We start from the raw sequence: 12,890 nt of genomic DNA, 5'->3' as shown, positions 1-12,890 counted from the left end.
AATGCGTAGCGAGCAGCGTGCCAACTGAAAAATGAGCGCCGATTATTCTCACTCTGGAAACAATCGGCGGCGGATCCGCGCCAGGCGGGGCGGAGATCAGACGGCGCGCAGGCCGTCGAAGTCGCGGATGCGGATGAATTTGCCCTGCGTTTCGATCAGCCCCGAGCGGTCGAAGCGCGACAGCGTGCGGCTCACGGTTTCGAGCGTCATGCCGAGATAGCTGCCCATGTCGTCGCGCGTCATGCGCAGCGTGAACTCGGACGCCGCATAACCCCGCCGCGAAAGTCGCGAGGAAATGTCGAGCAGCAGGCGCGCGACGCGTTCGTCGGCGCGCAGCATGCCGAGCCTGACGACGTGATTCACTTCCCGGTTCAGCGCGTGACTCATCATGCGGTGCAGGCGCTTCTGCAAGGCGTCGGTCTCGCGGCACATGCGCTCGAACAGCGGGTAGGGCACCACGCACACGGTGCTGTCCTCCAGCGCGACGGCGTCGCAGGTATGCACGCCTTCCTCGATGCTCTCGAAGCCGACCGCGTCACCGGCCAGCAGCAGGCCGGTGACCTGTTCGCGGCCGCCGTCCTGCGCGACAACCTTCTTGAGCGAGCCGGCGCGCAGCGCGAACAGGGCGTCGAAACGGTCGCCGGCGCGAAACAGCGCTTCGCCCCGTTTGACCTTGCGCGTGACGGAGATGATGTTTTCCAGCTTGGCGACGTCGCTGGTGCAGAGTCCTTCAGGCATGCAGAGATGACGCATGGCGCAGGTGGAGCAATTTGCCGCGTTGCGCCGCGCGCGGTGGGTGTCGGACAGTGCGCTCATGGGCTTCGTTTATTGATGAAAGACAAACGATTTTCCCACGCTGCTTTCCGCCCCCAGCGTGGAAAATTGACGCAGGCTGCAACCCGTACAGCAATTTTTACATCAGGCGTCCGCGGCTTTCTCGTCGGCTTCCTCGTCGGCTCCCGCGGCGGATGGAATCAGCAAGACCGGCAGCGTCGCCTGGCGCAGGCAGCGTTCGGCCACGCTGCCGAGGATCAGCCGCCGGAAGCCCTTGCGGCCGTGCGTGCCCATGATCAGCAGGTCGGCGTTGAAGGCCGCGGCCGCCTGGATGATGAGCGTCGCGACGTCATCGCTGGCGGTGGCCTCCACCGTCACCACATCGCCGGCAATCCCGCGCGCCTGCATGGCGGCGGTGGTGTCGCGCGCCAGTTCCGCGCTTTGCTCCATCAGGCTCTTTTGCAGCGAGGTCGGATCGTAACCGGGCACGTCCATGTACATGGGGCCCGTCTCGACGACGTAGTACGGCTGCATGACCGCGTGATGCGTGGCGGCGAGATCGAGCGCGGCCTCGAACGCGTGTTGCGAGGTGCGGCTGCCGTCAATGGCGACGAGAATGCGTTGGAACATGACGATTTCCCCCTGAAGACGATCGAGTGGCGTACGGCGGGCGATGCGTATGTCCCGCCGTGCCTTCGGATGATAAGGCGCGCGTCTTGCCGTGCCGTGCGGCTTTTTGGCGAAAGGTCGATCCCGCGCAAGGCAGGCCGTACAATTCGTCCTTCTCGGCATCAGCGGCCGCTTAATTCGGCGGCCGCGATCTCCTTGTAGCATTTCTTCCGCCTGCCTGCCTGACTCACCGTGACCCAGACGCCGCCCGCCGCACCCGCCCTCGCTTTCAGAACCGCCCTCTACGCGATGCTCGGCATCGGCCTCGTCAACATGCTGGTCGCGCTCGACCAGACCGTGGTCAGCACGGCCTTGCCGTCGATCGTGGCCGAGCTGCACGGCTTCGAGTTCTACGCGTGGATCGCGAGCGCCTATCTGCTGGCGTCGGTGGTGACGGTGCCAGTGTTTGGACGGCTCGGCGACTACTTCGGGCGCAAGCGCTTCGTGGTGGCGGCGGTGATCGTGTTCACGCTGGCCTCCGTCTTGTGCGGACTCGCGCCGAACATGCTGTTCCTCGTGCTCGCGCGCGGCCTGCAAGGCGTGGGCGGCGGCATGATGGTGGGCACGGCGTTCGCCTCGATTCCCGACCTGTTTCCCGATCCGCGCACCCGCGTGCGCTGGCAGGTGGTGCTCGCGGCGGCGTATGGCATCGGCACGGCGGCCGGGCCTTCGCTCGGCGGCTGGATGAGCGAGCACTGGGGCTGGCGCTCGACCTTCCTCGTCAATCTGCCGGTCGGCATCGCGGCGCTGTACTTCATCTGGTCGCACCTGCCGAACCTGCACCGGCCGCGCGCGGGCGGCGTGAAGATCGACTGGACTGGCGCGGCGCTCGTCGGACTCGTGCTCGGCGGCTTCCAGGCGCTGATCGAGGCGCTGCCGAAGGACGGCTTCACGACCGGCAACATCGCGCTGGGCGCGGGCGTGGCGGTCTGCGCGGCGGCGCTGCTGATCTGCGAGCGGCGCGCGACGCATCCGATCATCCCGCTCGACATCTTCCGCGACGCCCAGCTCAACACGCTCTTCACGCTGTCGTTCCTGGCGGGCTTCGTGATGTTCTCGCTGATCTTCTTCGCGCCGCTGCTGCTGCAGGGCGGTTTCGGCCTGTCGCCGCAGCAGGCGGGCCTGCTCGCGACGCCCATCGCCGCGTGCATCGCGCTCGGCAGCTTCATCAACACGCGCATCGTGATTCACATGAAGAAGCCGGTGAACATCCTGTCGATCGGCTTTACGCTGCTGCTGGTCGCGTCCGCTGCGCTGGCATTCGCCCGCATCTCGACGCCCCATGTCTGGATCGAACTGCCGATGGCCGCCATCGGCATCGGCCTGGGCTTCATCCTCAACAACATGAACATCTTCGGGCAGGAGATCGCGGGCCGCGAGCGCTTCGGCATCACCACGGCGCTGCTGCAATCGACCCGCATGGTCGGCGGCATGATGGGCACGAGCATTGTCGGGACGATCGTCGCGCATCATTACGCGAGCGTCGTCGAGCGCACGGTCAGCGTGCTCGGTCCGCAGGTTTCGGCACAGTGGCTGCCGCGCATGGCCGATCCGCGCATTCTCGTCGACGAAGCGCTGCGCGAACATCTGCTCGGCGAACTCAACGCAGCCGGCCTGGACGCGCCCGCGCTGTTCGACGCCGCCCGCGACGCCCTCGTGCAGTCGATTCACATCGGCGTGATGCTGACGGCCGTCGCCGCGCTGGTCGCGGTGCTGCTGGTGCGGCGCATCGCGCACATCACGTTCCGCAAGCCGGCGGCGAAGGCCTGAGCCCGCATTGACGCGCCGTTCTCAGGGCCTGTAGCTTCTGCCTGGTGCAGGTGTGCACGTCTGGCCGCCGCGACCGTGCATCGCGTTTGCTTCACCCCTTTCCATCGCGGATTGCATGGAACGCCTGGCGCAACCCGCGAGTCTTCGCATTAGCGGGCGGCGCGAGCGCAAGGCTGGCCGCTCCCCCTGCCATCACCATGAGGAGCTGACATGAAGATCACCGGAGAGATGCTGATCGGCGCATCGGCCGTGCGGGGCACCGACGCCACGCTCCGCGCGTTCGACCCCGCGCGCAACGCGGACCTGGAGCCGACCTTCGGCGGCGGCGGCGCGGCGGAAGTCGCGCGCGCCTGCGAACTCGCGGACGCCGCCTTCGACGCCTACCGCAACGCCCCGTTCGAAACGCGTGCGCAGTTCCTGGAGGCGATTGCGGACAACATCATCGCGCTCGGCGATCCGCTGATCGAGCGCGCCATGGCCGAATCCGCGCTGCCGAAGGCGCGTCTCGAAGGCGAACGGGCCCGCACGGTCGGGCAGTTGCGCCTGTTTGCATCGCTCGTGCGCGAGGGCCGCTGGCTCTGCGCGACGCTCGATTCCCCCCAGCCCGAGCGCAAGCCCTTGCCCCGTTCCGACCTGCGTTTGCAAAAGATTCCCGTCGGACCGGTTGCCGTGTTCGGCGCCAGCAACTTCCCGCTGGCGTTCTCGGTGGCGGGCGGCGACACCGCGTCGGCGTTCGCGGCGGGCTGTCCCGTTGTCGTGAAGTCGCATCCGGCGCATCTGGGCACCGCCGAACTCGTCGGGCGCGCGGTGCAGAAGGCGGTCGCCGACAGCGGCCTGCCCGAAGGCGTGTTTTCGCTGGTGGTCGGCGAAGGCAATGCGATCGGCGAGGCGCTCGTCGCGCATCCGGCCATTCAGGCGGTCGGCTTCACCGGTTCGCGGCGCGGCGGGCTGGCGCTCGTCGATATCGCGGCGAAGCGTCCCGTGCCCATTCCCGTCTTCGCCGAGATGAGCAGCGTCAATCCGCTGTTCGCGCTGCCCGCCGCGCTCGACGCGCGCGGCACCACGCTGGCGGCCGCCTTCATCGATTCGGTCACGCTCGGCGTCGGCCAGTTCTGCACCAATCCGGGCCTCGTGATCGGCCTCGACAGCCCCGGTCTCGACGACTTCATCGACAGTGCCTCGGCCGCGCTGGAGAAGAAGGGCACGCAGACCATGCTCACCGCGGGCATCGCGGCGGCTTATGCGGACGGCGTCGGCAAGCGCGACGAAAGCGCCACGCGCATTGCCACGGGCACGCAGAACGAGGCGCACAGCGGCGCGTTGCCGGCGCTGTATCGCGTGAGCGCGGACGAGTTTCTCGCGCGGCCGCAACTGGCCGAGGAAATCTTCGGGCCGACCTCGGTGATCGTCGTGTGCCGCGACGAAGCGGAGATGAGCGCCGTTGCGCGCCATCTCGAAGGCCAGTTGACCGTGACGCTGCTGATGGACAAGGAGGACATCGACCTCGCGCGGCGGCTGTTGCCGGTGCTGGAACGCAAGGCCGGGCGCATCCTGGCGAACGGCTTCCCGACCGGCGTCGAGGTGTCGTACGCGATGGTGCATGGCGGCCCGTTTCCGGCGACCTCGGACAGCCGTTCGACGTCGGTCGGCGCGATGGCGATCGAGCGTTTCCTGCGCCCGGTGTGCTATCAGGATCTGCCTGCGGCGCTGCTGCCGGCCGCGCTCGCGGATGACAATCCACTCTCGTTGTGGCGGCTCAGGGACGGCGAGCTCGGGCCGAACTGAAGCGAGGCTAGCGGGCGATTATCTGTATCGAGAATAAACGACGTTTATGCGCGACACAGATAAGCGGCGTGGTTTGACGCATATCTGCGTGACGCATAAACTGCGTTTATTCTTCTCGCAGATATTGCCCGCCATGCATCAAGTCATTGCAACCGTGGGACACATGGGCCATGTGCTCGCTGCCGGCCGCAGGCGCGCCGGCCTGACGCAGGCGCAAGCGGCGGCGCGCCTGGGCATCAGCCAGAGCCGGGTATCGACACTCGAACGGGACGCCCGCGCGCTGACGCTGGATCAGATGCTGGCCATGTTCGGCGTGTACGGCCTGCAATTGCTGGTTCAGGACCGGCCCGAAGCGGGGTTGCTCGAGTTGCGCGAGCCGGACGGAGCGAACTGGTAATGGCCGGACGCCGGCCTCATTCCCGGGCCTTGTCCATCTGGGCCAACGGTCTGCGCATGGCCACCTGGCGTCTGCCCGCACGCGGCCCGGCCGAACTGCTGTACGACGATGCGTGGCTGCGCTCCGACGAGGCGCGCGCGCTGTCGCTCTCGCTGCCGGTGCCGCTGGACGGCGCGCCGTTGCGCGGCGAGGCCGTGCTGAACTACTTCGACAACCTGCTCCCCGACAGCGAAGCGATCCGCCGGCGCATCGCCCAGCGCTTCCAGACCGGCAGTCTCGATGCCTTCGATCTCCTGCAGGCCATCGGCCGCGATTGCGTGGGCGCGGTGCAGTTGCTCGGCGAAGACGAAGTGCCCGAGGGCGTCGAGCGCATCGAGGGCGAGACGCTCGGCGAGGAGGACATCGAGCGGCTGCTGAATCAGGTGGCGGGCGGCCCATCATTCGGCGTCGACGATGAAGACGACTTCCGCATCTCGCTCGCCGGCGCGCAGGAAAAGACCGCGCTGCTGCGCCACGACGGGCGCTGGCTCAGGCCGCACGGCGCGACGCCGACCACTCACATCCTGAAGCTGCCGCTCGGCTTGGTGGGCAATCGCCGTGCGGACCTGACCACGTCGGTCGAAAACGAATGGCTCTGCATGCGCCTGCTGCGCGCGTTCGGTTTGCCGGCAGCGCACGTGGAAATCGCGACCTTCGGCGCGCGGCGCGTGCTGGTGGTGGAGCGTTTCGACCGCCGCACGCATCCCGACGGCGCCTGGATCCTGCGCCTGCCGCAGGAGGATTTCTGCCAGGCAAGCGGCCTGCCGCCGCATCGCAAGTACGAGCACGACGGCGGCCCCGGCGTGCTGGATCTGGCGCGCGTGCTGCAACAGTCGAGTGCGGCGCGGCGCGACCTCGAAACCTTGCTCACCACGCAACTGCTCTTCTGGCTGCTCGCCGCGCCGGACGGACACGCGAAGAACTTCAGCCTGCATCTGCTGCGCGGCGGGCTGTATCGGCTCACGCCGCTGTACGACGTCATGTCGATCTGGCCGGTGGAAGGCGATGGCGCGAACCAGTGGTCGTGGCACAAGGCCCGGCTCGCGATGGCGCTGCCGGGCAAGAGCCGGCATTACGCCTTTCGCGACATCCGGCGGCGGCATTTCAACGCGCTGGCGCTCAAGTCCGGTTACGGCGAAAACGCCGAGCCGGTCATCCAGAGGATCATCGAGATCACCCCGGCGGTCATCGACGAAGTCACGGCGCAGTTGCCCGCCGACTTCCCGCCGCGCGTCGCGCAGCGCATCTTCGACGGACTGCGCCGGTCCGTGGCCGCGCTCGACGCCATGCCGCCCGCATGACGCCGCGCTCATGAACGCATTCAAGGAGACGAACAACCATGTCGAGTGATTCGCGCCGCTATCCCGACCCCGCCATCCGCGTGCTGGATCCGCGCTTCAACGCGTTGCGCGTGGCGGCGGCATCGGTCGAATGTCTTTATCAGGGAACGCGCTGGTCCGAGGGACCGGTCTGGTTCGGCGACGCCCGCGCACTGCTGTGGAGCGACATTCCGAACAACCGCATCCTGCGCTGGGACGAAGAGAGCGGCCAGGTGAGCGTGTTCCGCAAGCCGTCGAACAACGCCAATGGCAACACGCGCGACCGCGCCGGACGCCTCGTGACCTGCGAGCATCTGACGCGGCGCGTGACGCGCACGGAATACGACGGCTCCATCACCGTGCTCGCGGACCGTTACGCGGGCAAGCCGCTGAACTCGCCGAACGATGTCGTCGTGAAGTCGGACGGTTCGATCTGGTTCACCGATCCGGCGTTCGGCATCGACGGGTTCTACGAAGGCGAAAAGGCCGCGGCGGAGCTGAAGCCATGCGTCTATCGCGTGGACGGCCAGAGCGGCGAGATCACGATGATGATCGACGACTTCATCGGACCGAACGGCCTGGCGTTCTCGCCGGATGAATCGGTGCTGTACGTGGTCGAGTCGCGTTCCGCGCCGCGCAAGATCTTCGCGTTCGACGTGCTCGACGGCGGCCGGCGCCTCGGCAAGCCGCGCCTGGTCATTGACGCGGGACCGGGTACGCCGGACGGCTTTCGCGTCGATATCCACGGCAACCTGTGGTGCGGCTGGGGCATGGGCGACGCGGAACTCGACGGCGTGCGCGTGTTCTCGCCGCAAGGCGAAGCGCTGGGCCATATCGACTTGCCCGAGCGCTGCGCGAACGTGTGTTTCGGCGGGCGGCACCGCAACCGTCTGTTCATGGCGGCGAGCCATGGCCTCTATGCGCTCTACGTCAACACGCAAGGCGTGCAGGGCGGCTGAAAGCGCTCACGTGCGGCCGATCTTCTCCATGATGCGCTCCGGATGCGGGCTGGCCGCGAAGCCGTGGCGCGCGTAGAGGCGGTGGGCATCAGACGTGACGAGCATCATGCGCCGCAGTCCTTGCAGGTCGGGATGCGCCATCACGCAATCGATCAGCCACACGCCCAGACCCGCGCGGCGATGCGCGGACAGCACGAAGACGTCGGCGAGATAGGCGAAGGTGGCGGTATCGGTGACCATGCGCGCGTAGCCGATCTGCTCGTCACGCAGGAACAGCCCGAACGCGAGTGAATGGCGCGCCGCGCGTTCCACCTTCTCGCGCGCGATACCGGGCGACCAGTAAGCCTCTTCGCTCAGGTAGCGATGAATGACATCGAAGTCGAAGCTGTCGATGTCCGTGCTCACGCGGTAGTCGTCCCGGGTCCATAGCATGGCGCCGCTCCATTCGTCATGAAGCGCCGAGCTTAGACGATCGCCTTGTCATGCTCCATGCACAGTTGGCAGCGAACAGCGGCGTCACTCAATGCACGCAGTACACGCGGCCGGTTTCGGCGCCCTCGACGCTGCGGCTGTATGCCAATGCCACGCGCGCGCCGCTGGCAGCCTCGAAGCCGCGGAAGTAAGGGCCGAAGCTTTCGCGTGCTTCTTCGAGCATCGTTGGGCTGACGGCGTTGATGCGCAGGCCGCGCGGCAGTTCGATCGCGGCGCCGCGCACGAAGCCTTCGATCGCGCCATTGACGGCGGCCGCGCTCGCGCCTTGCAGGATCGGTTCCGCGCCGACGATGCCGCTCGTCAGCGTGAACGAACCGCCGTCGTTGAGATGATCGCGCGCGGTGAGGACGAGATTGACCTGACCCATCAGCTTGTCGTCGAGGCCGAGGCGGAATTGCTCGGGCGTCATCTTCACGAGTTCGCCGAAATGGACGTGACCGGCGGCGGCGACGATGGCATCGACCCGGCCGATGGATTCAAAAAGGCGTTTGATGCTGTTGAGGTCCATCAAGTCGACGCGATGTGCGCCGCGCGTGGCGCCGATCTCGATGACTTCGTGGCGGGCTGTGAGTTCGTTGGCGACAGCCTGGCCGACCGTGCCGGTCGCGCCGATGACGGCAATTTTCATGATGTGGGCTCGCAAGCTAGGGCGTGAGTAATAACGATAAACCGCCTTGCATTGTGCGAGCCGGCGGACGCGCGAAACAGCCACGCCCGCTTCATGGATTACAAACGTGCGGTTTCGAATGCGCCGGCGTTAGCGGGTGTCAGCGCTTTGCGATACGCGGCGGCATCGGCGAGACGAGATACAGGGACGCTGCCAGCTTGCAGACCAGACCGGCGCCGCAGACCAGTGCGGCGGCGGGGAACGCATGCCATTGCATGCCGATCGTCGGCGCCACCAGCGCCACCGAAAGAATGCCGATGGCGACTGTAAGCCAGCGCGCCCATTGCAGCCGCGATGCAACGCACACATACAGCATGCCGATCAGCACACGAGAAACAATCGACGCCGCCACCGGATGGCTCGATGCATCGCCCGGCAGACCGATGGCAAGCGCCAGCGCGAATTCGGCCCATGAAAGCGCGTAAGCGGCGCCGAGACACGCCATCGCGGAGGTGAAGCGTTGTTCCGGCGCGGTCAGCGGCTGCTGCGTTGCAGGAGGTGCCTGAAGGTCTTCCGTGTTGTTCTGATAGCCGTCGTACGCATGGATCGTCGTCATTGGCCTTCCCCTTTATCGATCTACGGTCAGTCGCGTTGTTTTTGTGCGGCGCATGGTCGCGAGGAAGCATGCGCAACCATCGTGCCTGCTGCGACAGTTCACTTTGCCGCCAAGGCACGCGCGTTGCAGGTATCCGGGGCACGCACCCCAACCCAAGGAGCCAGCAATGAACACCAAGGAACAACACCCGCATTCCGAACGTGACGAAGAGGATCTCGACAAGGCCGTCGAGGATACTTTCCCGGCGAGCGATCCTCCCGCGACGGGCGGCGTGACCCGCATCGAGTCCGATGAGGAGTCGAAGGAAAAGAAGTGACGCTTTGGGTTCGGCTTCGGCCGAGACTGCAATTGCATGTGCAAAGCCGCATCATCGATGCGGCTTTACTCTTCCCATGAGCCTCAACCCGCCTTAGCCGCGATCGATTTCGAACAGCCTGGAAGGACGCAGGTGATTGAGCGCGTAGTGCTTGCGACCGCGCAAGGTATGACCGTGCGCATCGCGTCCTTCGAAGCGCACGCGGTCTTCCACTTCCGGAACCGTCGGCGCGACCATGCCGCGATCGATCAGCCGATAACCGCGCTCCAGCGCCAGCAGCAGGCCATTGCGCGCCGGACGGCTATCGAAACCGCCGAGCCCGTCGCCGGGTTCGGGCACATGGTTCACCGGCGTCGCGTTCGAATTGATCACCGCGTCCGGTTGACGCGCGCGCATTTCCATGTCGCGCTGTGCCTCGCGATTCTTGCCGTCGGCGTCGACGGTGTCATCGGGTCCGTCGTCGTTGGCGACATCGACGCCGCGCGGCGGCTTCTCATACGTGCCTTGCGGTCCGATGTGCATGCCATCGCGGGTCGTCTCCGCGCGCACGCCGCTCTGGGCACCAGCGCCCGCATGCGCTTCGCCGCCCGCGGCGGCCTTCTGCGCATCGTCCATCCGCACGTGCGCGGTTTCGGCGCCGGGCGTCTTGATTGGACTGTCGGCGGCGCGCTTCGTCTGCTTGTCCTGCGGCTCGTTTGCTTCAGCGTTGTTCATCGCATTGCTCCGTTGGATCTGAACCAGCCGATTGGCTCGCAAGGTTCGTTCCGGCTTTTTGGCGCCGGAACCGCCGCCCTTGTCGTAGCGCGCCTTGCAGGCAAGCGAAAATTTTCGGGATTTTTTTTCAACCCCAAGCCGATTTCCAGCAAGTATCATTTGGAACCTGTCGGCGGCAAACTGCAAGACGGGATGCGGGCAATCAGGAGGACGCATCCCACACGCCGTCTACGAAGCGCATTGCCATTCGAACGAGCAGGGCACTTTCATACAGGTGACTCATGCAACACGATGCAGCCTTTTCACATCGAGGCTACCTTCTAAACTGCGCGCCCGCCCGGGCCGGAGATGGCAGCTACCAGCCCTACGTGGTGATCTCGCGATCGAGCGACGGTGAACTCGTCGCGAACCGCTTCTTTCCCACCGACCTGCGCTTCCGCGACGAACATGAGGCCATTGCGCACGCGCGCGACTGGGCGGTGCGCTGGATCGACGCAAGTAACGTAACGGTGTGACGGTGTTCACGTAACAGCGCGACACGCGGCGCATCAGGCGCTGTGCGGCAAGTCTGGGCAAAACCGGTTACGCTTGATCTTTCATCCGCCGTGCGCGCTGCGTGTCATGGCGGCGGTTTTCCCTCGATCCATGCCCGCCCATGCAGAACACGCCCAAGTTCGGCGCCGTATCGCCGCTCGAACCTTCTCACGAGATCTCCCGCGACGCCGCCCAGGAATGGGGCCTCGCGCGAATCGTCGCTGACCTGCGCCAGTCGCGCGAGGAACTGCATCGCACGCGTCATCCGCTGGGCATACGCGAATTGCCCTCGCGCGAGGCGATCGTCAGGATCGTGAACGGCCTGCGCTCCGCGCTCTTTCCCACGCATTACGGCGCGCCCGATCTGACCGACGAAAGCGTCGACTATTACGTTGGCCAGACGCTGGAGAGCACCTTGCGTCTGCTGCACGAGCAGATTCGCCGCGCATTGCGGTTCCTGCCCGAGCATCGCGACACCGCTGACGCCGAAGTCAGCGCGCGCGCCTTCGCGATCGCACGCGAGTTCGGCGGACAGTTGCCGGCCATCCGCGCGCTGCTCGTCAGCGACATTCAGGCAGCCTTCAGCGGCGACCCGGCGGCACAGCACATCACCGAAATCCTGTTGTGTTATCCGGGCATCTGGGCGATGACGCATCATCGTCTGGCCCACGCGCTGCACAAGCTCGGCGTGCCCTTGCTGGCGCGCTTCATCAACGAGATCGCGCATTCGCTGACGGGCATCGACATCCATCCGGGCGCGACCATCGGGCCGAGTTTCTTCATCGACCACGGGACGGGCGTCGTGATTGGCGAGACGGCGATCATCGGCCAGCACGTGCGCGTGTACCAGGCGGTGACGCTCGGCGCGAAGAGCTTCCCTTCGAGCAGCGACGGCTCGCTCGTCAAGGGCAACGCGCGCCATCCTGTGGTCGAGGACGATGTGGTGATCTATGCGGGCGCGACCATTCTCGGTCGCGTGACGATCGGCCGGGGTTCGGTCATCGGCGGCAATGTGTGGCTTACGCACAGCGTGCCGCCGGGAAGCAATGTGTCGCAGGGCAAGGTGCGCGAAGGGTCGGGCGCCGATGCGCCGGGCAGCGGCTACGGCGCATGAACCCGCAGCGTGCGCGATGAAACGAAAAGGGCCTCGCAGCGAGCGAGGCCCTTTTCACATGCGGGATCGGCCGATCAGGTGTTGGAGACGCTGAACGCGTTCTGATTGCCGACGATGGACAAAAATTCGCGCCGCGTGGACGGGTCGTCGCGGAATGAGCCGAGCATGCGCGACGTCACCATCGAGACGCCGGCCTTGTGTACGCCGCGCGTGGACATGCATTGATGCGCGGCTTCCAGAATCACGCCGACGCCGAGCGGCTGCAAGACTTCGTTCAGCGTGTCGGCGATCTGCGCGGTCATCTTCTCCTGAATCTGCAAACGCTTGGCGAAGGCATCGACGAGCCGCGCCAGCTTCGAGATGCCGACGACGCGTTCATTCGGCAGATACGCGACGTGCGCGCGGCCGATGATCGGCACCATGTGATGTTCGCAATAGCTTTCGAAACGAATGTCCTTCAGGACGATCATCTCGTCATAGCCCTGCACTTCGGAAAATGTGCGCGCCAGGATCTCATGCGGATCCTGCGTGTAGCCCGCGAAGAATTCTTCATAGGCGCGTACGACGCGGCCCGGGGTGTCGAGCAGGCCCTCGCGAGCGGGGTCGTCGCCGGCCCAGCGCAACAGCACACGCACGGCGGCTTCGGCTTCCTCGCGGCTTGGACGATCATCGGCTTTGTCAGCGGGGATGTCCAAGCCTGAAAGATGGTTCTTGCGCGGGGCGCTCATCGAAAACTCCTGTCGGTCGAATGCGAGACGCGCCGGTCATGGAAGGAGACCGGCACG

Annotated in this window: 15 protein-coding genes; 8 read left to right on the top strand and 7 right to left on the bottom strand. The window is 66.0% G+C overall.

Features of this window, described 5'->3' with window-relative positions; genetic code table 11:
• Window positions 1-96: 96 nt before the first annotated feature.
• The gene (locus QCE64_RS32560; protein ID WP_309935077.1) at window positions 97-816 is read right to left on the bottom strand and encodes a helix-turn-helix domain-containing protein; all 720 of its coding nucleotides are present in this window, start codon (window positions 814-816) and stop codon (window positions 97-99) included.
• A 102-nt stretch (window positions 817-918) separates the two neighbouring features.
• Entirely contained in the window at window positions 919-1,404 is a 486-nt protein-coding gene (locus QCE64_RS32555) for a universal stress protein (RefSeq protein WP_309926814.1), read from the bottom strand.
• Between the two features lie 288 nt (window positions 1,405-1,692).
• On the opposite strand from QCE64_RS32555, the gene QCE64_RS32550 reads away from it, so the two are divergent.
• The 5 genes from QCE64_RS32550 (at window position 1,693) to QCE64_RS32530 (ending at window position 7,712) form a co-directional block, all read left to right on the top strand.
• On the top strand, window positions 1,693-3,213 hold the full coding sequence (locus QCE64_RS32550) for an MFS transporter (RefSeq protein WP_309927543.1): 1,521 nt from the start codon (window positions 1,693-1,695) through the stop codon (window positions 3,211-3,213).
• 210 nt (window positions 3,214-3,423) lie between these two features.
• Window positions 3,424-4,998 carry an aldehyde dehydrogenase (NADP(+)) gene (locus QCE64_RS32545; RefSeq protein WP_309926811.1) on the top strand — a complete coding sequence of 525 codons (1,575 nt, stop codon included), beginning with the start codon at window positions 3,424-3,426 and terminating at the stop codon, window positions 4,996-4,998.
• 133 nt (window positions 4,999-5,131) lie between these two features.
• On the top strand, window positions 5,132-5,395 hold the full coding sequence (locus tag QCE64_RS32540; protein WP_309926809.1) for a helix-turn-helix transcriptional regulator: 264 nt from the start codon (window positions 5,132-5,134) through the stop codon (window positions 5,393-5,395).
• A complete protein-coding gene (locus tag QCE64_RS32535; RefSeq protein ID WP_310008263.1) occupies window positions 5,395-6,735 on the top strand; it encodes a type II toxin-antitoxin system HipA family toxin in 1,341 nt (446 codons plus the stop codon). Before QCE64_RS32540 ends, QCE64_RS32535 begins: the two co-directional genes overlap by 1 nt.
• Before the next feature lie 38 nt (window positions 6,736-6,773).
• Complete coding sequence (locus tag QCE64_RS32530; protein WP_310008261.1) at window positions 6,774-7,712, top strand: SMP-30/gluconolactonase/LRE family protein; 939 nt, start codon at window positions 6,774-6,776, stop codon at window positions 7,710-7,712.
• Between the two features lie 6 nt (window positions 7,713-7,718).
• Here the strand turns inward: QCE64_RS32530 and QCE64_RS32525 are convergent, their stop codons facing one another.
• The 3 genes from QCE64_RS32525 to QCE64_RS32515 form a co-directional block, all read right to left on the bottom strand.
• Entirely contained in the window at window positions 7,719-8,144 is a 426-nt protein-coding gene (locus QCE64_RS32525) for a GNAT family N-acetyltransferase (RefSeq protein WP_309926805.1), read from the bottom strand.
• Between the two features lie 88 nt (window positions 8,145-8,232).
• Entirely contained in the window at window positions 8,233-8,835 is a 603-nt protein-coding gene (locus QCE64_RS32520) for a short chain dehydrogenase (RefSeq protein ID WP_309927542.1), read from the bottom strand.
• Window positions 8,836-8,971: 136 nt separating this feature from the next.
• Complete coding sequence (locus QCE64_RS32515) at window positions 8,972-9,427, bottom strand: hypothetical protein (protein ID WP_310008259.1); 456 nt, start codon at window positions 9,425-9,427, stop codon at window positions 8,972-8,974.
• 166 nt (window positions 9,428-9,593) lie between these two features.
• Here QCE64_RS32515 and QCE64_RS32510 point away from each other — a divergent pair, with 166 nt between their 5' ends.
• A complete protein-coding gene (locus QCE64_RS32510; RefSeq protein WP_309926801.1) occupies window positions 9,594-9,743 on the top strand; it encodes a hypothetical protein in 150 nt (49 codons plus the stop codon).
• Between the two features lie 93 nt (window positions 9,744-9,836).
• Here QCE64_RS32510 and QCE64_RS32505 read toward each other — a convergent pair whose 3' ends face one another.
• Window positions 9,837-10,457 (bottom strand): DUF3005 domain-containing protein, encoded by a 621-nt coding sequence (locus QCE64_RS32505; protein WP_309926800.1) that lies wholly within the window; start codon window positions 10,455-10,457, stop codon window positions 9,837-9,839.
• A gap of 281 nt (window positions 10,458-10,738) precedes the next feature.
• Between QCE64_RS32505 and QCE64_RS32500 the strand changes: the two genes are divergently transcribed.
• Window positions 10,739-10,972: a hypothetical protein gene (locus QCE64_RS32500; protein WP_309820740.1), complete on the top strand. Its 234-nt coding sequence runs from the start codon at window positions 10,739-10,741 to the stop codon at window positions 10,970-10,972.
• Window positions 10,973-11,112: 140 nt separating this feature from the next.
• On the top strand, window positions 11,113-12,105 hold the full coding sequence (gene epsC / locus QCE64_RS32495) for a serine O-acetyltransferase EpsC (protein ID WP_404987720.1): 993 nt from the start codon (window positions 11,113-11,115) through the stop codon (window positions 12,103-12,105).
• A gap of 74 nt (window positions 12,106-12,179) precedes the next feature.
• Here the strand turns inward: epsC and folE are convergent, their stop codons facing one another.
• On the bottom strand, window positions 12,180-12,833 hold the full coding sequence (folE, locus tag QCE64_RS32490; protein WP_309926799.1) for a GTP cyclohydrolase I FolE: 654 nt from the start codon (window positions 12,831-12,833) through the stop codon (window positions 12,180-12,182).
• Between the last annotated feature and the right edge of the window lie 57 nt (window positions 12,834-12,890).

The organism is Caballeronia sp. LZ043, assembly GCF_031451075.1.
Lineage (GTDB): Bacteria > Pseudomonadota > Gammaproteobacteria > Burkholderiales > Burkholderiaceae > Caballeronia.
This window is presented reverse-complemented; position numbering and strand designations above follow the sequence as displayed.